At 73.4% G+C, this 22,301-nt stretch carries 18 protein-coding genes; 5 read left to right on the forward strand and 13 right to left on the reverse strand.

Annotated elements, in window-relative coordinates; all coding sequences use genetic code 11:
• Window positions 1-112: 112 nt before the first annotated feature.
• The 4 genes from uvrC to rsgA all read right to left on the reverse strand — a co-directional run bounded on the left by uvrC (window position 113) and on the right by rsgA (window position 6,914).
• Window positions 113-2,056 (reverse strand): excinuclease ABC subunit UvrC, encoded by a 1,944-nt coding sequence (gene uvrC, locus SM450_RS28275; protein ID WP_474622824.1) that lies wholly within the window; start codon window positions 2,054-2,056, stop codon window positions 113-115.
• 82 nt (window positions 2,057-2,138) lie between these two features.
• Window positions 2,139-2,624, reverse strand: a complete 486-nt coding sequence (locus SM450_RS28280) for a Rieske (2Fe-2S) protein (RefSeq protein ID WP_474622825.1) — start codon at window positions 2,622-2,624, stop codon at window positions 2,139-2,141.
• 137 nt (window positions 2,625-2,761) lie between these two features.
• The gene (gene uvrA, locus SM450_RS28285; protein WP_474622826.1) at window positions 2,762-5,704 is read right to left on the reverse strand and encodes an excinuclease ABC subunit UvrA; all 2,943 of its coding nucleotides are present in this window, start codon (window positions 5,702-5,704) and stop codon (window positions 2,762-2,764) included.
• Between the two features lie 130 nt (window positions 5,705-5,834).
• Entirely contained in the window at window positions 5,835-6,914 is a 1,080-nt protein-coding gene (gene rsgA, locus SM450_RS28290; RefSeq protein ID WP_474622827.1) for a ribosome small subunit-dependent GTPase A, read from the reverse strand.
• A 183-nt stretch (window positions 6,915-7,097) separates the two neighbouring features.
• Here rsgA and SM450_RS28295 point away from each other — a divergent pair, with 183 nt between their 5' ends.
• Entirely contained in the window at window positions 7,098-7,814 is a 717-nt protein-coding gene (locus SM450_RS28295) for a maleylpyruvate isomerase family mycothiol-dependent enzyme (protein ID WP_474622828.1), read from the forward strand.
• 8 nt (window positions 7,815-7,822) lie between these two features.
• Entirely contained in the window at window positions 7,823-8,476 is a 654-nt protein-coding gene (locus SM450_RS28300) for an MBL fold metallo-hydrolase (RefSeq protein WP_474622829.1), read from the forward strand.
• A gap of 45 nt (window positions 8,477-8,521) precedes the next feature.
• Here SM450_RS28300 and SM450_RS28305 read toward each other — a convergent pair whose 3' ends face one another.
• Complete coding sequence (locus SM450_RS28305) at window positions 8,522-9,130, reverse strand: DedA family protein (RefSeq protein WP_474622830.1); 609 nt, start codon at window positions 9,128-9,130, stop codon at window positions 8,522-8,524.
• Between the two features lie 90 nt (window positions 9,131-9,220).
• A complete protein-coding gene (locus tag SM450_RS28310; RefSeq protein WP_474622831.1) occupies window positions 9,221-9,895 on the reverse strand; it encodes a class I SAM-dependent methyltransferase in 675 nt (224 codons plus the stop codon).
• 179 nt (window positions 9,896-10,074) lie between these two features.
• Between SM450_RS28310 and SM450_RS28315 the strand changes: the two genes are divergently transcribed.
• The gene (locus tag SM450_RS28315; protein ID WP_091059998.1) at window positions 10,075-10,278 is read left to right on the forward strand and encodes a cold-shock protein; all 204 of its coding nucleotides are present in this window, start codon (window positions 10,075-10,077) and stop codon (window positions 10,276-10,278) included.
• 55 nt (window positions 10,279-10,333) lie between these two features.
• On the opposite strand, the gene SM450_RS28320 is transcribed toward SM450_RS28315, so the two are convergent.
• From SM450_RS28320 to SM450_RS28340, 5 genes are all read right to left on the reverse strand, one after another.
• Window positions 10,334-11,611 carry an MFS transporter gene (locus SM450_RS28320; RefSeq protein ID WP_474622832.1) on the reverse strand — a complete coding sequence of 426 codons (1,278 nt, stop codon included), beginning with the start codon at window positions 11,609-11,611 and terminating at the stop codon, window positions 10,334-10,336.
• Window positions 11,608-12,183, reverse strand: a complete 576-nt coding sequence (locus tag SM450_RS28325; protein WP_474622833.1) for an ArsR/SmtB family transcription factor — start codon at window positions 12,181-12,183, stop codon at window positions 11,608-11,610. The genes SM450_RS28320 and SM450_RS28325 overlap by 4 nt, the downstream gene beginning before the upstream one ends.
• Before the next feature lie 92 nt (window positions 12,184-12,275).
• Window positions 12,276-13,184, reverse strand: a complete 909-nt coding sequence (locus SM450_RS28330) for a hypothetical protein (RefSeq protein ID WP_474622834.1) — start codon at window positions 13,182-13,184, stop codon at window positions 12,276-12,278.
• Window positions 13,185-13,352: 168 nt separating this feature from the next.
• Window positions 13,353-15,005: a CocE/NonD family hydrolase gene (locus SM450_RS28335; RefSeq protein ID WP_474622835.1), complete on the reverse strand. Its 1,653-nt coding sequence runs from the start codon at window positions 15,003-15,005 to the stop codon at window positions 13,353-13,355.
• A 2-nt stretch (window positions 15,006-15,007) separates the two neighbouring features.
• Window positions 15,008-15,523: a MarR family winged helix-turn-helix transcriptional regulator gene (locus tag SM450_RS28340; RefSeq protein ID WP_474622836.1), complete on the reverse strand. Its 516-nt coding sequence runs from the start codon at window positions 15,521-15,523 to the stop codon at window positions 15,008-15,010.
• A 119-nt stretch (window positions 15,524-15,642) separates the two neighbouring features.
• Between SM450_RS28340 and SM450_RS28345 the strand changes: the two genes are divergently transcribed.
• Window positions 15,643-17,778, forward strand: a complete 2,136-nt coding sequence (locus tag SM450_RS28345; protein WP_474622837.1) for an MMPL family transporter — start codon at window positions 15,643-15,645, stop codon at window positions 17,776-17,778.
• A gap of 27 nt (window positions 17,779-17,805) precedes the next feature.
• Here the strand turns inward: SM450_RS28345 and SM450_RS28350 are convergent, their stop codons facing one another.
• Window positions 17,806-19,329, reverse strand: coding sequence for a VTT domain-containing protein (locus SM450_RS28350; RefSeq protein ID WP_474622838.1), 1,524 nt, complete (start codon window positions 19,327-19,329; stop codon window positions 17,806-17,808).
• Between the two features lie 132 nt (window positions 19,330-19,461).
• Between SM450_RS28350 and typA the strand changes: the two genes are divergently transcribed.
• Window positions 19,462-21,330 carry a translational GTPase TypA gene (gene typA, locus SM450_RS28355; RefSeq protein WP_474622839.1) on the forward strand — a complete coding sequence of 623 codons (1,869 nt, stop codon included), beginning with the start codon at window positions 19,462-19,464 and terminating at the stop codon, window positions 21,328-21,330.
• A 190-nt stretch (window positions 21,331-21,520) separates the two neighbouring features.
• Here the strand turns inward: typA and SM450_RS28360 are convergent, their stop codons facing one another.
• Window positions 21,521-22,186 (reverse strand): class I SAM-dependent methyltransferase, encoded by a 666-nt coding sequence (locus SM450_RS28360; protein WP_474622840.1) that lies wholly within the window; start codon window positions 22,184-22,186, stop codon window positions 21,521-21,523.
• Window positions 22,187-22,301 lie beyond the last annotated feature (115 nt).

The following is a 22,301-nucleotide window of genomic DNA, read 5'->3' on the forward strand; positions in this document are numbered from 1 at the left end:
CCCCACGGCGCTGACGTGGTCGGCCGGGCGGACGGGCAGCACCACGATCGTGCGCCCCGACCGTCCCGCCCCCGGAGCGGGCGAGCAGGTCAGGAGAAGCGGGTAGGGCAGCTCAGGAGGAAGCGGCCGGGGTGGAGTCGGCGCCGTCGAGGGCGGCGAGAATCGCCTCGGCCGTGCGCCGGCCCACGCCGGGCACCTCGGTGATCTCCTCCACCGTCGCCGTGGACAGCCGTTTCAGCGAGCCGAAGTGCCGCAGGAGCGCCTTGCGGCGGACCTCACCGAGGCCCGACACGTTGTCGAGCGCCGACTCGGTCATCCGCTTGGAGCGCCGCTGGCGGTGGAACGTGATGGCGAAGCGGTGCGCCTCGTCGCGGACCCGTTGCAGCAGGTAGAGCGCCTCGGAGGTGCGCGGCAGGATGACCGGGTAGTCGTCGTCGGGCAACCAGACCTCCTCCAGCCGCTTGGCCAGCCCGCACAGCGCCACGTCGTCGATGCCCAGCTCGGCCAGGGCCTTCGCGGCGGCGGCCACCTGGGGCGGCCCACCGTCGACCACCACCAACTGCGGCGGGTACGCGAACCGGCGCGGGCGCCCGGTGGTCGGGTCGATGCCGGGTCGGTCGGGGTCGGCGGCGGTTTCCTCGCCCAGCTCCCCGGTCTCGGCGCGGGCGTCGAGGTAACGAGCGAACCGCCGGCGCAGCACCTCGGACATGGCGGAGAGGTCGTCGGTGGCGCCCCGCACGATGAACCGCCGGTATTCGCTCTTGCGGGGCAGCCCGTCCTCGAACACGACCATGCTGGCGACCACGTCGGTGCCCTGGATCTGGGACACGTCGAAACACTCGATGCGCAGCGGCGAGGTGCGCATGGCGAGCGCGTCGGCGATCTCGTCGAGGGCCTGGCTGCGGGTGGTCAGGTCACCGGCGCGCTTCAGTTTGTGCCGGGCCAGCGCGTCCTTCGCGTTGCGCTCGACGGTCTCCAGCAGGGAACGTTTGTCGCCACGCTGCGGCACCCGCAGCGACACCCGGCTGCCCCGCCGGTCGGAGAGCCAGTCGGCGAGCGCCTCGGCGTCGTCGGGCAACTCGGGCACGAGCAGCTCGCGCGGGACGTCGGCCTCGCCCTGCTCGCCGCCGTAGACCTGGGTGCAGAAGTGGTGCACGAGGTCACCCATGGTCAGCTCCTCGGTCTTCTCCACCACCCAGCCGCGCTGGCCCCGGACCCGGCCGCCACGCACGTGGAAGACCTGCACCGCGGCCTCGAGCGGGTCGTCGGCGAACGCCACCACGTCGGCGTCGGTGCCGTCGCCGAGCACCACGGTCTGCTTCTCCATCGCCCGGCGCAGCGCGGCCACGTCGTCGCGCAGCCGGGCGGCCCGCTCGAACTCCAACTGCTCGCTGGCGTCGAGCATGTCCTTCTCGATCCGGCGGACCATGGTGTCGGTGCGGCCGGCCATGAAGTCGCAGAAGCCGTTGACGATCTCCCGGTGCCGCTCGGCGGTGACGGTGCCGACGCACGGCGCCGAGCACTTGCCGATGTAACCAAGCAGGCAGGGCCGGCCGACCTGGCCGGCCCGCTTGAACACCCCGGAGGAGCAGGTGCGCGCCGGGAAGACGCGCAGCAGCAGGTCGAGCGTCTCGCGGATGGCCCAGGCGTGCGAGTAGGGACCGAAGTAGCGCACCCCCTTGCGCTTGGCGCCGCGCATCACCTGCAACCGCGGGTATTCCTCGTCGAGGGTGACCGCCAGGTAGGGGTAGGACTTGTCGTCGCGGTAGCGGACGTTGAACCTCGGATCGTACTGCTTGATCCAGGTGTATTCCTGCTGGAGCGCCTCCACCTCGGTGGCGACGGTGATCCAGTCGACCGACTCGGCGGTGAAGACCATCTGCCTGGTGCGCTGGTGCAGGTTGACCGGGTCGGCGAAGTAGGAGTTGAGCCGGCTGCGCAGGTTGCGGGCCTTGCCCACGTAGATCACCCGGCCGGTGCCGTCGCGGAAGCGGTAGACCCCTGGCGACTCCGGAATGGTGCCGGTCGCGGGACGGTAGGTCGAGGGGTCAGCCACACCCCAAGCGTAATCCCCACCCCCGACACCGACGGTTGCCGCGCCCCCGCCCGCGCCCGGCGGACGGGGGCGGCGCGGCCGGTCAGGCAAGCGTGATCTGGTCGCCCTCGACCTTGATCTGCTTGGCGGCGAGCGGCGCGGTAGCCGGGCCGCCCTTCACCGCGCCGTCGGTGATCGAGAACCTGCTGTTGTGGCAGGTGCAGTTGATCGTGCCGCCGTCGACGTTCGACACCGGGCACCCCTGGTGGGTGCAGATCGGGTCGAAGGCCTTGAACTGGCCGGCTTCGGGCTGGGTGATGACGACGCCCTGGCTGGCGTACACCGTGCCGCCGCCGACCGGGATGTCGGCGGTGCGGGCCAGCGGACCGCTGCTGTCCCGGTTGCCGCCGCCGGCGTCGCCGGTCGCGGTGGCGCCCGGCGGGCCCCCGCTGGTCGGGGCGAGGCCCGGGGTCGCGTCGTCGTCGCCGCAGCCCGCGAGCACCACGGCCGCGCCCACCGCGCCCGCGCCCGCGAGCAGCGCCCGGCGGCTCTGGGTGACCCGCCCGGTCAGCGCCTGATCATCACTCATCTCCGGCCTTCCTCTCGGCTGTCGCCACCGGTCATGATCCGTGGCCACACTGTGTTACACGCATCAGGGTGGTGGCCGGGTTCATACCGAGGCGTCACGGAACGGGTAAACATCCGCATTCCGCGCGGACGCGTCGGTCAGCGCGCCCCCGCCGGCACCTTGCGGGCCCGCGACTTCGTGACGCCGTTGGCCTTGGCCGCCCGGGTGGTGGCCGCCTTGGCGCCCTTGGCCTCGCCCGCGAGCTTGAGGATCGGCCGCAGGAACTCGCCGGTGTGGCTCTCCGGCACCTCGGCGACCTCCTCCGGGGTGCCGGTGGCGAGCACCGTGCCGCCCCGGTGACCGCCCTCGGGCCCCATGTCGATCAGCCAGTCGGCCGTCTTGATCACGTCGAGGTTGTGCTCGATGGTGATGACCGTGTTGCCCTTGTCGACCAGGCCCTCAAGCACCGTCAGCAGCTTGCGGATGTCCTCGAAGTGCAGGCCGGTGGTGGGCTCGTCGAGCACGTAGACGGTCCGGCCGGTCGAGCGCTTCTGCAGCTCGGAGGCGAGCTTGACGCGCTGCGCCTCACCACCGGACAGCGTCGGCGCGGGCTGACCGAGCCGCACGTAGCCCAGGCCGACGTCGACGAGCGTCCTCAGGTGCCGGTGGATGGCCGGGATCGCGGAGAAGAACTCGGCGGCCTCCTCGATCGGCATGTCCAGCACCTCGGCGACCGTGCGGCCCTTGTAGTGCACCTCGAGCGTCTCGCGGTTGTAACGCGCGCCCTTGCAGACCTCGCAGGGGACGTAGACGTCCGGCAGGAAGTTCATCTCGATCTTGATGGTGCCGTCGCCGGAACACGCCTCGCAGCGCCCGCCCTTGACGTTGAACGAGAACCGGCCCGGGCCGTACCCCCGGACCTTGGCCTCGGTGGTCTCGGCGAAGAGCTTGCGGACGTGGTCCCAGACCCCGGTGTAGGTGGCCGCGTTGGAGCGCGGGGTGCGCCCGATCGGCGACTGGTCCACGCCGACGACCTTGTCCACGTGCTCCAGGCCGGTGACCCGGGTGTGCCGGCCGGGCACCAGCCGGGCGCGGTTGATCTGGTTGGCGAGCACCGTGTAGAGGATGTCGTTGACGAGCGTGGACTTGCCCGAGCCGCTGACCCCGGTGACCGCGATGAGCTGGCCGAGCGGGAAGCCCACGGTGAGGTTTCGCAGGTTGTGCTCGCGCGCGCCGTGCACCACGAGCTCCCGGCCCGGCGTCTGCGGACGGCGGACGGCCGGCGTCGGGATGGCCTTGCGCCCGGCCAGGTACGCCCCGGTGACCGACTCGGCGTTGTCGAGCAGGGCCGGCACCGAGCCGCTGTGCACGATCTTGCCGCCGTGCTCGCCCGCGCCGGGACCGATGTCGACGATCCAGTCGGCCACCCGGATGGTGTCCTCGTCGTGCTCGACCACGATCAGCGTGTTGCCCAGGCCGCGCAGCCGCAGCAGCGTCTCGATCAGCCGGTGGTTGTCCCGCTGGTGCAGGCCGATCGAGGGCTCGTCGAGCACGTAGAGCACGCCGACCAGGCCGGAGCCGATCTGGGTGGCCAGCCGGATGCGCTGCGCCTCACCGCCGGAGAGCGTGCCCGCCGGCCGGTCCAGGGAGAGGTAGTCCAGGCCGACGTCGAGCAGGAACTTCAACCGGGCGTTGATCTCCTTGAGCACGCGCTCGGCGATCATCTTCTGCCGGTCGGTCAGCTCGATGCCGGCGAGCAGGTCGGCCGCCTCGCCCACGGAGAGGTTGCAGACCTCGGCGATGCTCCGCCCGGCCAGGGTGACCGCGAGCACCTCCGGCTTGAGCCGGGTGCCGCCGCAGGCCGCACAGGGCACGTCCCGCATGTAGCCCTCGTACTTGTCGCGGGACCACTCCGACTCGGTGTCGGTGTGCCGGCGCTCGATCCACTGCACCACGCCCTCGAAGCCGGTGTAGTAGGAGCGCTCGCGGCCGTACTTGTTGCGGTAGCGGACGTGCACCTGGTCGTCGGAGCCGTGCAGGATCGTCTTCTGCGCCCGGGACGGCAGCGCCCGCCACGGCGTGTCGACGTCGAAGTGTTCGGCCTCGCCGAGCGCCTCCAGCAGGCGCAGGAAGTATTCCAGGTTGTGCCCGGTGGCCCAGGGCTGGATCGCGCCCTCGCGCAGCGTGCGCTCCGGGTCCGGGATGACCAGCTCGGGGTCCACCTCCTTCTTGGTGCCCAGGCCGGTGCACTCCGGGCAGGCGCCGTAGGGCGCGTTGAAGGAGAACACCCGGGGTTCCAGGTCCTCGATCGCGAGCGGGTGGTCGTTCGGGCAGGCCAGGTGCTCGGAGTAGCGGCGCTCGCGGGCCGGGTCGTCCTCGGGCAGATCGACGAAGTCGAGCAAAACCAGGCCGCTGGAGAGGCCGAGCGCGGCCTCGACCGAGTCGGTGAGCCGCTGCTTGGCGCCCGCCTTGACGCTGAGCCGGTCGATGACCACCTCGATGGTGTGCTTCTCCTGCTTCTTGAGCTTCGGCGGCTCGGTCAGCGGATGCACCACGCCGTCGACCCGGGCCCGGGCGTAGCCCTTGGCCTGCAACTCGGCGAAGAGGTCGACGTATTCGCCCTTGCGGCCACGCACCACCGGCGCGAGCACCATGAAGCGGGTGCCCTCGGGCATGGCGAGCACCCGGTCGACGATCTGCTGCGGGCTCTGCTTGGAGATCCGCTCGCCGCAGACCGGGCAGTGCGGCTCACCGATCCGGGCGAAGAGCAGGCGCAGGTAGTCGTAGACCTCGGTGATGGTGCCGACGGTGGAGCGCGGGTTGCGGGAGGTGGACTTCTGGTCGATGGAGACCGCGGGGCTCAGGCCCTCGATGAAGTCGACGTCGGGCTTGTCCATCTGACCGAGGAACTGCCGGGCGTACGACGACAGCGACTCGACGTAACGGCGCTGCCCCTCGGCGAAGATGGTGTCGAACGCCAGGCTCGACTTGCCCGAACCGGAGAGCCCGGTGAAGACGATCAGAGCGTCCCGGGGCAGGTCGAGACTGACGTCACGCAGGTTGTGCTCGCGCGCGCCACGGATGATCAGACGGTCGGCCACGGTGCGTGTGCTCCCGGAAGAAGAATATGGGGCTAAGTCTGTTTTCACGAGTTGCAGGGCGCGGGGAATGCGCCCCGGCAACTCTAGCCCCGAGGTGTGACAACTTCCGTCGCGCGACCATTCCCCCAGCTCAGAACGCGCCGGGCGAGGGCGGGGTCGCCGGGCGTCCGGCACGCCGCCGCCCGGCCCGCCAGCCACCCCGCCGCTCGGCGGCCAGCCGGGTCGCGCGCCGCCCGCCCTCGTACGCGATCTCCCGCTGGAGCCGGCGCCAGTTCTCCCAGCGGCGTGCCGGCAGCTCGCCCCGGTCCACCGCGTCCCGCACCGCGCAGGCCGGCTCGGCGTCGTGCGCGCAGTCGGCGTAGCGGCAGCCGGTGGCCAGCTCGGCGATGTCGGCGAAGGCCCGGTCCAGGCCGGCGGCGCCGTCCAGCAGGCCGACCGCCCGTACGCCGGGGGTGTCCAGCACCGCTCCCCCACCCGGCAGCGGCACCAGCGCCCGCCAGGTGGTGGTGTGCCGGCCCTTGCCGTCGGCGCGGCGGATCGCCTGGGTACGCATCACGTCGGCCCCGGCCAGCGCGTTGACCAGGCTCGACTTGCCGGCGCCGGACGGGCCGAGCAGGCCGAGCGTGCGCCCCGGGACGACGTGCCGGCGCAGTGGCGCCAGGCCGGTGCCCCGTTCGGCGCTGACCGGCAGCACCGGCACCCCGGGCGCCAACTCGGCCAGTTGCCGGGCCACGGCGGCCGGGTCGGCGGCCAGGTCGGCCTTGGTGAGCACCACCAGCGGCTCGGCGCCGGACTCGTGGGCCAGGGAGAGCAGCCGCTCGATCCGGGCGGCGTCCGGAGTCGGGTGCACCGGCTCGACCACCGCGGCGGCGTCGAGGTTTGCGGCCAGCACCTGGCCGCTGGCGTCCTTGCCGGCGGTGCGCCGCACCAGCGCTGTGCGCCGCGGCAGCACCGCCTCCACGGTGACCGGGCCGTCCGGCCAGGTGACAAGCAGCACCCAGTCGCCGGCGCAGGGCAACGCGGTCAGGTCGCGGGCCGCGGCGGCGAGCACGCCGCCGCCGAGGCTGGCCCGCACCGGCCCCTCCGGGCGCAGCACGGTGCACACGCCCCGGTCCACCCGGGCCACCCGCCCGGGTCGGCGGTCGGCGCGTCGGTCGAGGTGGGTCGCCCAGTCGGCGTCCCAGCCGAGGGCGGTCAGATCAAGGGTCATGGTGTCCTCATCGGTGTCGTGGGGGTGAAGGGCGGAACACGCGCGCTGCGTCCGGCATGTTCACCACCTCCCTCCCGACGCCGCGACCGAAGCTGTCGGACCCGACGGTAAGGGGCGTCCCGAGGCGCCGAAAGCGATTTCCCCGGCGACGGGGCGGGTCCGGGACCGCTAGGGTCAGACCCGATGACGACTGATCCCCTGCTGTTGACCGGCGAGCTGGCCGAGGCGAACGACAGGCTGCTGCGTACCGTCTCCGGCCTGACCGCCGCGGACGTCGCGGCGCCGTCGCTGTTGCCGGGCTGGACCCGCGCGCACGTGCTCACCCACCTGGCCCGCAACGCCGACGGGTTCGTCAACCTGCTCACCGCCGCGCGCACCGGCGAGCCGATCCCGATGTACGCCTCGATCGATGCGCGGAACGCCGACATCGAGGCGGGCGCCGGCCGGGGCCCGGCGGATCTCCTGGACGACCTGCGCCGCAGCGGTCAGCGCTACGACGCGGCGGTGGCGGCGATGCCGGTGGCGGCGTGGGGCGCGATGGTGCAGGCCCGGCGCGGTCCGTGGCCGGCGGCGCTGCTGGTCTGGGGCCGGTTGCGCGAGATCGAGGTGCACCACGTCGACCTGGCGGCCGGCTACCTGCCGTCGGACTGGTCGGAGGCGTTCGCCAAGCGGCTGCTGCACGAGGTGACGACCGGGCTGGCCGGCGACCCGGCCGCGCCGGCCATGGTGCTGCGCGTCGACGGCGCCGCGCACGAACTCGTCGTGGGCGACCCCGAGGGTGCGCCCACGGTCACCGGCCCCGCGCCGGAGCTCGCCGCCTGGCTGACCGGCCGGGGCGTCGGCGAGCTGCTCACCGTCGATCCCGACGGCCCTCTGCCGAACCCACCGGAATGGATCTGAACATCGTCATGACCTACACCGGAGACGTCACGCCCGGCGGTCCGCCGGCCGTGCGCGAGCTCGACCGACTCACCGTGACCAAGCTGTCGGTGGGCCCGATGGACAACAACGCCTATCTGCTGCGCTGCCGGGCCACCGGCGAGCAGGCGCTCATCGACGCCGCCAACGAGGCGCCCCGCCTGCTGGAGCTGATCGGCGACGGCGGGCTCGCCACGGTGGTGACCACCCACCGGCACATGGACCACTGGGTCGCGCTGGAGGAGGTGGTCGCCAAGACCGGCGCCCGCGCGCTCGTGCACGCCGACGACGCCGAGGGCCTGCCGATCGGCGCCGAGCCGCTGCGCGAGGGCGACACCGTCGCGGTCGGCGACTGCGCGCTTGAGGTGATCCACCTGCGCGGGCACACCCCGGGGTCGGTCGCGCTGCTCTACCGCGACCCGGCCGGCGGGCCGCACCTCTTCACCGGTGACTCCCTCTTTCCCGGTGGGATTGGCAACACCGACCAGGACCCGGAGCGGTTCGGCCAGCTCATCGACGACGTCGAGGCCAAGCTCTTCGGCCGGCTGCCGGACGAGACCTGGTTCTATCCGGGTCACGGCAAGGACAGCACGCTCGGCGCCGAGCGGCCGTCGGTGCCGCAGTGGCGGGCGCGCGGCTGGTGAGCGCGGCGGGTCCGGCCTCCCCCGTGGCGGCCGGGCCCGGCCCGGTCAGCCGGTCACCGCGCGCAGCCGGCGCCGGGTGCCGAGCAGCACCGGGCCGGCGAGCAGCAGCCCGACCGCCATGGTGAGCACTGTCGGATCGAGCGCGCCGGGCAGCAGGCCGGTGAGCGTCCGCGCGGCCAGCCCGAGCGCCACGTAGAGCCCGGCCCACGCCGTGGCGCCCAGCGCCGCGCAGGTGACGAACCGCCGGTACGGCATCCGCAGACCGCCGGCGGCAAGCGGCAACAGCGCGTTGAACACCGGCAGGAACGGCGCCACAAGCACGATCCGGCCGCCACCTCGGTGCAGCAGCGTCTCGGCCGCCGCCCAGCGGGACTCGCCGATCCAGGCGCCCAGCCGGCCGCTGCGCAGCCGCGCGCCCCAGCGCCGCCCGGCGAGGAAGCTCAACGACCAGCCGGCCAGGCATCCGGCCACCACCGCCACGACCGCCGCCGCGCCACCTGCCGGCCGGCCCGCGCCGACCGCGGCGAGAACCGCCGCGTCACCGGGGACCAGCACCCCGAGCAGGGGTACGGCGTCGGCGAGCATCACCACGCCCAGCAGCCCCATCAGCAGTGTGGTGGGCAACTGCCCGAACTGGGCGAGGAGATCGGTCATGCCTCGCACGCTAGGCCCGGGAAGCCACCCGGCGCATCGGGCGTGATCCCCCACCGACCCCGGAGATCGCATCCGGAGGATCCCCGAGGGTCAGCGGGGGCGCAGCACCTGCACCCGGCGCACCGGCGAGTCCACGGCGGGCTCGGTGGTGGGCACCGGATAGCTCGCCACCAGCTCCAGCCCGTCCGGCGGCAGGTGCCCCCGGTCCGGGTCGCCGACGAGCACGTCGACGCCCCGGTCCGCGCAGCGCCGCAGGTAGGGCAGCACCCGCGCGGCCAGCTCCGCGTCGTAGAGGGCGTCGCCGGCCACCAGCAGGTCGGCAGGGGGCACGCCGTCGAGCAGGTCCTGGCCGTCGGCGGCCACGGTGACCCGGTTCGCCCGGGCGTTGACGGTCACGGCGGCCAGCGCGTACGGGTCGATGTCGTTCGCGACCACCCGGTCGGCGCCGGCGAGCGCGGCGGCGATGGCGACCAGCCCCGAGCCGGCGCCCAGGTCGAGCACGCGCCGCCCGGCGGCCAGCTCGGGGTGGTCGAGCAGGTGCCGGGCCAGCGCCTGCCCACCGGCCCAGACGGAGGCCCAGTACGGCGGCGGGAGCGACCGGCCGGCGGCGGCTTCCATCCGCGCCCACCACAGGATGGCGTCCTCGGCCAGGTGCAGCCGCACCTCGGGCACGAACGGCGTGGTCACCAGCCGCAGGCGGTCCGGGCCCGCGCCGGGCGCGGTGATCTCCCGTTCCAGGTCGGCAAGCGCCGTCGTTGTGCTCATCGGGGCAAGCATGCCCCGGCCCGCCGCGTGTCGGGGGCATTTGGCGGTTCCGAGGTATTCATGAGCCACGCCGGCACTTCCGCCAGCGGATCCGGGCGCGGGCGGTTACTGTCGGGGAGGTACAGGGGCGATCACCGGCCGCGGGCCGGTGCTCACCCGCATTGAACAGGGAGAGACGCATGGCAACCGGCACGGTCAAGTGGTTCAACTCGGAAAAGGGCTTCGGCTTCATCGAGCAGGACGGCGGAGGCCCGGACGTTTTCGTCCACTACTCGGCCATCCAGAGCGGCGGATACCGCGAGCTGAACGAAGGCCAGAAGGTCGAGTTCGAGGTGACGCAGGGCCAGAAGGGCCCGCAGGCGGACAACGTCCGCCCGATGTGATGTGACAACGTGCCGGTGGCGGCGGTCGGGCTCCGACCGCCGCCGCAGCGCGTTCTCAAGCGGGTGCCGCCGGCAGGTCACGCCGGCGGCGTAGCGGCCCGAACAGCAGGATCAGCGGGGTGAGCGCGAGCCAGGCGGTCATCAACCTGATCGCGCCCGCCGGCCCCCACGCGGCGCCGAGCACGCCGGCCAGCAGCGCGGCGAGCGGGATGGTGCCGTAGTTGAGTAGCTGCATGCTCACGGTGACCCGGCCGAGCAGCCGGTGCGGCGTGTAGGTCTGCCGGAAGCTTCCCTTGACCACGTTGCCGATCGCGACGCCCAGGCTGACCAGCACCCCGCCGAGCACCAGCCAGGCCACCCGCGCGCCGGGGCCGGCGAGCGGGATCAGCAGCGCGGGCGGGCCGGTGAGCGCGCCGGCGACAAGCAGGGCGCGGGCGGTGCCGAGCCGACGGGCGAGCCGGGCGGCAAGCGCCGCGCCGACGACGCCGCCGAGGCTGGCCAGGCCGATCAGCAGGCCGACCAGCCCGGCCGGCAGGTGCGCCGAGCGGACCAGGAAGACCACGAGCACCGCCTGGTAGCCGGTGAGCCCGATGTTGCTTGCCGCGCCGAAGACGGTCAGCACCCGCAGGTACGGATCCCGGGTGACGAAGCGCAGCCCGTCGGCCACCTCCCGGCGCATCGACGCCGATGCGGCCGGACGCGCCGGCCGGGGTTCTATGGCGCGGATCCGGTGCAGGCACAGCGCGGACGCCAGGAAACTCACCGCGTCCAGCGCCACCGCGGTCACCGCGCCGGCGAGTTGGGCGATCAGGCCGGCGAGCCCGGGGCCGAGCAGGTAGCTCGCGGTCTGGGTGGCGTGCAGCCGGGCGTTGGCCGGTGGCACCTGCTCCGGTGGCAGCAGGGTGGGCAGGTAGACCTGGTCGGCGGTCTCGAAGAAGACCCGGGCCAGGCCGGCGCCGAGCGCCACCACCAGCAGGTGCCCGACGGTGAGCCGGTGGAGCAGCGCGGCGGCCGGGACGCTTGCGAACAACGCGGCGGCGAACAGGTCGGCGGCGATCATCACGGGGCGGCGGCGGACCCGGTCGACCCACGCCCCGACCGGCAGGCCGGCCAGCAGCCACGGCAGCCAGGCCGCGGCGGTCAGCACCGCCACCTGGAACGTGGTGGCGTCGAGCACCGCCACGGCGACGAGCGGCAGCGCGACGGCGGTCATGTTGCTGCCCACGGCGCTTATCGTGTGGCCGGTCCAGAGCAGCCGGAAGTCGCGGTGCCGGAGCAGCCCGCCGGGTGGCGCGACGGCGCCCGGCGCGGGCGCGTCGGCCGGGGCGGTCACGGCCGGGCCGGGACGCCGTGGGTGAACACGAAGACCGGTTCGCGCCGTTTGCCGTCGTCCGGGACGGGCCGGTCTGCCCACCGCATGAAGAGGGCGATCACCTCGCGGCTGAGTTCGGCCAGTTCCTCCGGGGTCAGGTGCAGCCAGTGGTCGGTGCTGAACGGTCCGTCGCCCCAGGCGGCGCGGGCCTCGTCGGGGGCCGTGTGCCAGGCCCGCACCAGCGAGGCGTGCCGTTCCAGGTTGAGCGAGCCCGCCGCGTCGGCGACCACCCGGGTGGACGGGTCGTCGTCGAAGTCGGACTCGGACCAGCGCACGCCTCGGTTCCGCAGCTTCCACCAGCTCTCCCGGCGGTCGCGGGCCAGCTCGGGCGCCTCGACCAGCAGGTCGGCGGCGGCCAGCACCCGGAGGTGGTGGCTGACGTTCGCCGGCGCCTGGTCGGTGCGCTCGGCGAGTTGGCCCACGGTGCTCGGGCCGTACACCTTGAACACGTCCATGAGGCGGCGGCGCAGTGGGTGGGCGAGCGCGGCGAGCACCCGCGAGTCGGTGACCTGTCTGACCGTGGGCTGATCCATGCGGCCGAGTCTGACATTCGCAAGGGCTATTGCGCAATAGTTATTGCGGGATGCCGCCGCCGCGACGCTGCAGTCGTCGCGGCGGGCGCGCGTCAGGCGGTGAGCCGCCGGGACAGCTCGTCGGCGACGTCCCGGGCGATCTGTGGGGGGATGGCCTCGGCGATCCGCTCCGGCGGCAGCCCGGCGAGGACGCCGGTGACGATCTGCTGCTCGTCGGTGAAGTCCTTGCCGGACAACTCGTTCACCTGCGCCACGAGCGCCGGCCACCCGCGCAGCATGGCCAGCATCTGCTGGAGCGGGGAATTCGCCGCCGGCGGGGTGACCAGACCGGTGGTGTTCGCCGGCGAGATCAGCCAGTTCCGCAGGTTCTGCAGGTCGGCGAGGACGTCGCCGACGGTACGGCTGTTCGAGCCGGTGTTGCCCACGAGCTTGTCGTTCTGTTCCATGTCGTTCTCCGGTTTCGTCGGGGCGATCAGGCCGATCGCAGTGAGATAGCGGCGGAACAGCGGGGTCTGGTCCCGGCCCGCTTTGGTGGAATCGCGGAAGAAGCTGATGTGGGTGTGGAACAGGTGGCTGCTGTCGCCGCTGGTGCGCTTGCCCAGCCGGTCCCACCGCCGCACGGTGCGGCCGTCCGCGGAGTAGATGACCTCGCGGATGTCCCGGGTGTCGGCCGCGTTCGCCGCGCACTGCGCCACCAGCCAGGTGGAGAACGTGCGCAGGGTGTGCGTGGCGCCGCCGGAGCGGACCGAGAACGTGCCGATATCCAGCGCGGAGGCGTCGAGCGTCAACCCGGAACGGTCCCGGGTGGACTCCACCACCGAGTAGTCGTTCGCGACGATCCGGTCGGAGCCGCAGTGGTAGCCGCCGCGGTGGCTGGCATCGCCGACGATGCCGACCTCCGCCGGTTCGAGATCGGAGTCCCGGACGACGTTCTTGTCGACGTTGAGATATTCGAGTAGCAGAGCGCGGACGGCCAGCAGGTTTGCCGGGGCCGACGTCATGGCAGATCCCCTTTCCGATCGATGATCGGCAAAGGCACGACAATCACTGCACGTGATGGCGTGAGATCTGCGGACGTGCCCCTGCCGGATAGCTGCACAGCAATGGGCACTTGCTGCGAGCGTATCCCTCATTACGGGAAAAGCCCAGCTCAGTGGCAATATTTACGATTATTCGACCGGTGTGGACGATCGCGACGCGAGCGGCAGCAGCAACGCCGAGGGATGCTCGCGACCGCACAGCACCTCCCGCCATCCGGCACGCAGCGTAACGGCGGTGCCGAGCGGCTCCCCGGTGCCCGGGTTGCGCGCGTACCGCGGGTGGGCGCCGCCGGAGACCTGGACGCGGAGCCGGTGACCGGGCGCGAACCGGTGGGCGGTCGGCCAGAGCGCGACCGGCACCCGCACCGCCCCGGATCCGTCGCGCGGAAACCGGCCCGGCTCGACGCGGACCAGGCCGTCGCAGACGTTCCAGGAGCGCCCCTTCCGGTCCACGTCGCACAGCCGCACGAACACGTCCAGGTAGGACAACTCGCTGCGCAGGTGGATCTCGGCGTGCACCGGCCCGACCACCTCCACCGGGTCGCGTACCGGGTCGCTCGTGTACGTCAGCACGTCCGCCCGGGACTCGACCGGACGGTTGTCCACCGCGCCGGCCCGCTTGGCGACGAGCAGCGGCCCGCCGAGCGACGGGGTCGGGTCGGCCGGGTCGTACCAGATCCGGTCCGGCGCGCCGCCGTCAGGCGGCCCGGGCGCCAGGCCGCCGCCGGGTCGCAGGTGCCAGCGGGTCGGTGTGGCGGGCGGCGGCCAGCCCGGCAGGTCCCGCCAGCCGCCCCCGACGCCGCCGACGTGCACCCGCACCGGCGCGCGGGCCGGCACGGGCCGGCCGGCCAGGTGCTCGTCGAACCAGTCCAGCCCCTCCCGCAGGGACGCCACGAGCAGCCCCGGGCTGCCGTGGGTCCACGGGCCGACGGTCAGCCTCGGCCGGGCGCCGGCGGCCCGCAGCCGGGCGTAGTCGTCGAGCTGGGCCGGGAGGAAGATGTCCTGCCAGCCGCTGACCATGGCGACCGGCGCGCGGACCTCGGTGATCCGGTCTGCGAAGACCCGGGCCCGCCAGTAGTCGGCGGCCGGCGTGTGGTGCCGCAGCCACTCCTGGAAGAACGGCACGGTCACCCCGGTGGCGACCCGGTCCGCCTCGGCCAGCGGCAGGTGGGTGAGCGCGCGGACGAGCCGGGGCTGGCCGCGCTTGAGCTCCCACTGCCGGGCCAGCCAGGGCACGGTCTGCGCCTGGAGCAGCTCGGCCCAGGTGAGCACCGTGTCAAGCGCGAACGACTCCCCCGCGTACGTCGAGTCGCGGGTGGCCGAGGCGGTCACCACCGCGACCATCGCGCGCAGCTCGTCGCCCGCCTCGGCGGCCACCGCCCACTGCACGAAGCCCTGGTAGCTGGCGCCGAACATGCCGAACGCCCCGGTCCACCACGGCTGGCGGCGCAGCCAGTCGAGGGTGTCCAGGCCGTCGTCGCGCTCGTGCACGAGCGGGGCGAACTCGCCGCCGGAGCCGAAGGTGCCGCGGCAGGACTGGATCACCACGTGGAAGCCCCGCTCGGCGACCAGGCGGCCGAGCAGCCGGATCGGCCCGCCCCGCCCGTACGGGGTGCGGATCAGCACGCAGGCCGCGCCCGGCAGGTCCGGCGCGTAGTGGTCGGTGCGCAACGTGGTGCCGTCGCGGACCCGCACCGGGATGTCCCGCCGGACGGCGATCCGGCCGGCGCGGGCGGCGGGCAGACGCAGCGCGGTCGCGGCGAGCCGAGTGATCAGCCGCACGGTCAGCGGTCGCCGGGGGGATCGGCGGTGGCGCGGGTGGCGCGCATCTCGTCCCGGTGCGCCCGCATGCTGTGCACCATCTCGCCCAGGAACCGGTGCACCACGGCCAGCTCGTCGTCGGTGAAGCGGGCCATCACCTCGTCGGTGCGCCGGCCCAGCGGGCCGAAGAAGCTCTGGGCCAGGGCGGCGCCCCGGTCGGCGTAGTGCAGGAGGATCTTGCGGCGGTCGGCGGTGTCCCGGTCGCGCCGGATGTGGCCGGCGCGTTCGAGCCGGTCGACGAGCGCGGTCACCGAGCCGGACGAGAGGTTGAGCACGTCGCCGAGCCGGCCGGGGGTGATCGGGTCGCCCACCAACTCGGCCTCCATCACCGCGATCAGGGCCTGCAGGTCGGTGGGGTTGAGCCCGTGCAGGCCGGCGAACGCGTGCCCGACGTGCTGGGCGTCCGTCGAGTAGCGACGCAGGTCGTTGGTGATCCCCGCGACCATCCGCCCCCGCGGGTCGTCCCGTCGCCGGTACATGCCGTGCCCCGCCACCGCTCGCCGCCACCTCTTCCCGGTCCGGTTGCAGCATAAGCCCTCCCCGGATAATCTCGCTCATCAAGATACTCGGCCAGCGAGAAGGCATGTGAGGCCCGAAGATGTCACTGTTCACCCGCGTCGCCCGGGGCCGGCTGGCCGCCTGGCTCACCGTGGTCGCCGCCCTCGTCGTCGGCGCGGTCGTCTTCGGCCTACCCAAGCCGGACAACCCCGAGCCGGTCTCGGCCACCGGCCTGTCCGTCGAATGGCAGTCGACCCAGGTCGAACGCCTCCAGGAACAACTACCCTCCCACGACGTCCAGCCCGCCCTGGTGGTCGTCAGCCGCGCCGACCGGGCGCCGCTCACCGGAGCCGACCGGACCGCGCTCGACGACACCGCCGGCACGCTCGGCGGCCTCGCGGTCGGCGGTCGGGTCGCCCCCGCCCAGCTCTCCCCCGACGGCACCGTGGCGCTCGTCGCCGTGCCGCTGTCCACCGCCGGTGGGCAGGAGGCCGTGGTCGACGAGGTGGCCAAGGTGCGCGACGCCGTCGCCGGGCTGCCCGACGGGCTGACCGTCGAGGTCACCGGCGGGCCGGCCTTCACCGCCGACCTGAGCAAGGTCTTCGAGGGCGCCGACACCACCCTGCTGCTGGTCACCGCCGCCGTGGTGGCGCTCCTGCTGCTGATCACCTACCGCAGCCCGTTCCTGTGGCTGGTGCCGCTGCTGGTCGTGGCCGCGACCGAGCAGATCACCCTGCGGGCGGTGGACACCGTCGTGCCCGCGCTCGGCATCTACCTCCAGGCCGGCCAGGTCACCGGCATCGCCAGCGTGCTGGTCTTCGGCGCCGCGACCGACTACGCCCTGCTGCTCATCGCCCGCTACCGGGAGGAGCTGCGCCGCGAGGAGAACCGGTTCGCCGCCATGCGCGCCGCCCTGCGACGCACCGCCGAGCCGATCCTGGCCAGCGGCGGCACCGTCGTCCTCGGCGTACTCACGCTGTTGCTGTCGGAGCAGGAGACCAACCGGGCGCTCGCGGTGGCGTGCGCCACAGGCGTGGTGTTCGCGATGCTCTCCGCCCTGTTTGTGCTCCCCGCCGCGCTCGTGCTCTTCGGTCGCGGCCTGTTCTGGCCGTTCGTCCCGCGCGTCGGCGGGCCCGCCCGGGAGGGCCGGCTCTGGGGCCGCCTCGGCGAGCTGGTCGTCCGCCGGCCGCTGCCGGTCGCGGTGCTTGCCACCCTGCTCCTCGCCGGCCTCGCCCTGGGCGGCCTGGGCATCCGCACCGGCCTGTCCGAGACCGAGCAGTTCCGGGCGCGACCCGAGGCCGTCGCCGGCGCGGAAACCCTGGCCCGGGCGTTCCCGGCCGGCAGCACCCAGCCGGTCGCCGTGCTCACCACACCGCAGGCGGCCCCGGCGGTGCTCGCCGCCGCCGGCACGGTCGACGGGGTCGCCTCGGCCCGGCCGAGCGCCGCCGGCGACCGGGTCGCCCAGGTCGACGTGGTGCTCGCCGCCGAGCCCGGCACCGCCGCCTCCGACCGCGCGGTGGTGGCGCTGCGCGACGCGGTGGCCGCCGTTCCGGACTCCGCGCCACCCGCGGTCGACGGCGCGGACACCCCCGGCGGAGCCCTGGTCGGCGGCGCGGTCGCCGCCACCTACGACTCGAACCAGGCGAACAACCGGGACCTGCGGCTGATCCTGCCGATCATCCTGCTGCTCGTCGGCGCCGTGCTGGTGCTGCTGCTGCGCGGCCTGCTCGCGCCGCTGCTGCTGGTGCTGACCGTGATCGCGTCGTTCTTCGCCAGCCTCGGCGCGGCCTGGCTGCTCTTCGACCACGTGCTCGACTTCCCGGCGCTTGACAGCGGCGTGCTGCTGCTCGCGTTCGTGTTCCTCGTCGCGCTCGGCGTGGACTACAACATCTTCCTGGTCACCCGCGCCCGGGAGGACGCCCGGCGGGCCGGCACGCGCGACGGCATGCTGTCCGCGCTGCGGGTCACCGGCGGCGTCATCACCAGCGCCGGCGTGCTACTGGCCGCGGTCTTCGCGGTGCTCGGCGTGCTGCCGCTGATCACACTCACCCAGATCGGCATCATCGTCTGCGTCGGCGTGCTGCTGGACACGCTGCTGGTCCGCACCGTGCTGGTGCCGGCGCTGGCGTTCCTGCTCGGTGACCGGTTCTGGTGGCCGGGACGGGTCAACCGCGAGCCGGACGCGCCCGCCGACGGGGCCGACGCGCCGGCCGAGCCGGTCACCGCCCGGGACTGAGGATCCCCGTGGTTCCGTCGGCGCACCCTAACAGGGATCGGTGGGGCTACGGGGTCCCGGCGACGCCGGCCGGCGCTCCTCCCGCGGCCGGGGCGGACCCTCCCCGGCGACCCCCGCGGGCGGACCTGAGTCATCGCCCGCTGTGGGCGGGCCGGCGTCGTCGCCCGCCGGGCCGGGCCGACCGGTGTCCTCGCCGGCCACCGGACCGGTGTCCTCGCCGGCCACCACCCGCTCCCGGGTCGCCCAGGCGACCACGAACACGGTGGTCCAGGCGGCGCCCAGCAGCACCGAGGAAACGGTGCCGCTGGCCGTGCTCCAGCCCAGATAGAGCCGGGCGCCGGTGACCGCGACGACGCCCGCCGAGGCGGCCGTCCAGACGGCCACGCCGATCGGCCAGCGGGCCCCGCGCGACAGCAACCACGCAAGCGTGCCGAAACTCGCCGTCACTACCACGTTCTGGGTGGGGAACAGGTCACTGACCCGGTGCGGGCCGGTCAGGTCGGCGACCACGACCAGCAGCACCAGCGGCACGGCCGCCCCGACCGTGCCCACCACCGACAACAGGTCCGCCCGCCAGGGCCGGTGCCGTCGGGCCACCACCGCCGCCACCACGGCGACCACGCCGATGAGCACCCAGCCGCGCAACACCGACAACGCGGCCAGCGCCGCGTCGACCACCCCGGGGGTACGCCGGGCGGCGAACCAGTCGGCGATCAACCCGTCGAGCACCCCGAGCCCGCTGTGCCGGACCACCGCCTCCAGCAACGCGGCCACCGCCAGCCCCGCGCCGAACAGCAGCGCCAGCCCGAGCGCCAGGTTGATCAGCAGCGTCCAGAGCGGGCCGACCCGCATGCCGGCCAGGAAGAACAGCACCCCGTACCGGGCCCGGAGCCAGCGCAGCGGCGGCAGCGCGGCGGCGCGGGCGGCAAGCGCCCGGGCCGGATCCGGGTTGCGCCCGAGCCAACGACCGGCAAGCACCACGCCGAGCAGGCACACCAGCAGCACCAGCACCGCCCCGGTGGCCCGGCCCAGCAGCTCCGACACCCGCGCGTAGGACTCGCCGGCCAGGTAACCGGCAAGCACCGAGGCCCCGACCCAACCCACCACCCCGGCCAGGTTCCACGGCGCGAACCGCCGGTACGGCAACCCGGCCGCGCCGGCCAGCCGGGGCGCCAGGGTACGGGCGAAGGCGACCCAGCGGGCGGCCAGCACGCCGCGGCCACCCAGCCGGTCCAGCAACTCCTCGGCACGCCGCCACCGGTGCGGCCCGATCCGGGCGCCGAGCCCGGAGGCGCGCAACCGGGGGCCGTACCGCCGGCCGGCCCGGTAGGCGAGTGTGTCTCCGATCACGGCGGCGGCCACCATGACCGCAAGCGTGGGGGCGAGCCGTAGCGTCCCCGCGTACGCTAGGAAGCCGACCAGCAGCAGGGTCGCCTCGCCCGGCACCAGCAGCCCGAAGATCACCGCGGTTTCGCCCGCGACGATCGTCGCGGCGACCAGGTAGATCAGCAGGGGCGGCAGCTCCTGCAGCCAGTTCAGCAGGTCAGGCATTCGGCACCCCGCACGGGAGTCAGCATGCCAGTCGCTGGAACGGTCGGCACAGCACTTTCGACACAGATCCGGGCCATCTCGGGGGTGACCCCGAGGCGTGCCCCGGCAACCGCAGACAGGAGTATGGAGGGTATGCAGCTTCGCACCGACCTCCGCAACGTCGCCATCATCGCCCACGTCGACCACGGCAAGACGACCCTGGTCGACGCCATGTTGCGGCAGGCCGGCGCCTACGGCGCCCGCGGCGAGAACACCGAGCGCGTCATGGACTCGGGGGACCTCGAACGGGAAAAGGGCATCACCATCCTCGCCAAGAACACCGGCGTGCGCTACCTGCCGGCGGACGGGTCCGACCCGGTCACCATCAACATCATCGACACCCCCGGCCACGCCGACTTCGGCGGTGAGGTCGAGCGCGGCCTGACCATGGTCGACGGCGTGGTGCTGCTGGTCGACGCCAGCGAGGGCCCGCTGCCGCAGACCCGGTTCGTGCTCCGCAAGGCGCTCAAGGCCCGGATGCCGATCATCCTGGTGATCAACAAGGTGGACCGGCCGGACGCCCGGATCAAGGAGGTCGTGGACGACACCTACGAACTCTTCCTCGACCTGGACGCCGACGAGGAGCAGATCGACTTCCCGATCGTCTACGCCTGCGCCCGCGACGGCGTCGCCTCGCTGACCCAGCCCGCCGACGGCTCGGTGCCCGACGACAGCACCTCCCTGGAGCCGCTGTTCCGCACCCTGCTCGACACCATCCCGGCCCCCGCCTACGAAGAGGGCGCGCCGCTTCAGGCGCACGTCACAAACCTCGACGCCTCGCCGTTCCTCGGCCGGCTGGCGCTGTGCCGGGTCCGCCAGGGCACCATCCGCAAGGGCGAGACGGTGGCCTGGTGCCGCACCGACGGCAGCATCCAGCGGGTCCGTATCTCCGAGATGCTGATGACCGAGGGCCTGGAGCGCAAGCCGGCCGAGTCCGCCGGTCCGGGCGACATCATCGCCGTCGCCGGCATCCCCGAGATCATGATCGGGGAGACGCTCGCCGACCTCGACAACCCGGTCGCGCTGCCGCTGATCACCGTCGACGAGCCGGCCATCTCGATGACCATCGGCACCAACACGTCGCCGCTGGTCGGCCGGGTCAAGGGCGCCAAGGTCACCGCCCGGATGGTCAAGGACCGGCTCGACAAGGAGCTGGTCGGCAACGTGTCGCTGCGGGTGCTGCCCACCGAGCGGCCGGACGCCTGGGAGGTGCAGGGCCGAGGTGAGCTGGCCCTGGCCATCCTGGTCGAGCAGATGCGCCGTGAGTCCTACGAGCTGACCGTCGGCAAGCCGCAGGTGGTCACCAAGGAGATCGACGGCAAGACCTGCGAGCCGGTCGAGCGGCTGACCATCGACGCCCCGGAGGAGTACCTGGGCGCGATCACCCAGCTCCTGGCCACCCGCAAGGGCCGGATGGAGCAACTGGTCAACCACGGCACCGGCTGGATCCGGATGGAGTGGCTGGTGCCGGCGCGCGGCCTGATCGGCTTCCGCACCGAGTTCCTCACCGACACCCGGGGCACCGGCATCCTGCACCACGTCTTCGAGTCGTACGAGCCGTGGTTCGGCGAGCTGCGCACCCGCAACAACGGGTCCCTGGTCGCCGACCGGTCCGGCGTGGTCACCCCGTTCGCCATGATCAACCTTCAGGAGCGCGGACAGCTCTTCGTCGAGCCGACCACCGAGGTGTACGAGGGCATGATCGTCGGGGAGAACTCCCGCTCCGACGACATGGACGTCAACATCACCAAGGAGAAGAAGCTCACCAACATGCGGGCCTCGACCTCCGACGAGACCGAGAAGCTGATCCCGCCGCGCAAGCTGTCGCTGGAGCAGGCGTTGGAGTTCTGCCGCGAGGACGAGTGCGTCGAGGTCACCCCGGTCGCGGTGCGCATCCGCAAGGTGGTGCTGGACCAGCAGCAGCGCGGCCGGGCCGCCGCCCGCCGCAAACACGCCGGCTGACCCCAACCCCGCACCACCCCAGGAGCCCGGCCCGCCCCAGGCAGGCCGGGCTCCCCCGTCCCCACCCCCGTCGATCATGAACTTAGCGGCAACTAAAGAGATCAAACCCGACGTCAACTTCATGATCGCCGCCGCAGGGCCGGGGACGCCGCAGGGGCGCGGGGCCGGGGACGGCTCGGGTGGGTGGGGGTCAGTGGGGTCTGGTGGCCTGGAGGGCCAGGATGTCGGGGACGGGACCAGAGCCGGACTCCACCACGCGGTCGAGGACCAGGCCGGCGGCGTGAACGGCGGTGATCAGGTCGGCCAGGGGCAGGTGCCACGCGCCGACCCGGGCCCGCACACCTGTGGCGTTCCACGACCGGAACGTGCGCTCCCGCTCGGCGTACCCGCCGTCGATCACGATGCGCTCCGGGTCGGACCGGTCGGCGAACGCGCCGCAGAAGCACGGATGCAACCCGACGTGCACCAGCCGGCCGCCCGGCGCCAGCACCCGCGCCGCCTCGGCGAGCGCCGCCGGATAGTCGGGCATGTCGGTGTGCGCCAGCACGCACACGGCGGCCGGCACCGCGCCGTCGGCGAGCGGCAGCGCCGTCGCGTCGGCCCGGGCCACCGGCAGCCGGGCCCGGGCGTGGCGTAGCTGCCCGCCGGACAGGTCCACGCCCACCGGCGTCCAGCCCAGCCGGCGCAGCTCGGCCGCGTGCGCCCCGGTGCCGCAGCACAGGTCCAGGCACTGCCCGGCGCCGCCGCCCAGCAGCTCCGCGAGCACCGACCGGACCCGGTCCATGTACGGCCCGGACAGGTCGGTGGCGTACTCCTCGTACCAGTCCGCGATGCCGTCGTACAGAGCCGTCGTCATTCCCGCACGCTAGCCCCAATGCCGGGTAGTTAAGGGTCTGGGCTGGTCGTCAAGACCGGTCCGGCGAGGATGTTGAGGCTGATGGTGGCCTGGTAGGTGCGTCGGTCGATGTTCG

Source organism: Micromonospora marincola, assembly GCF_056150385.1.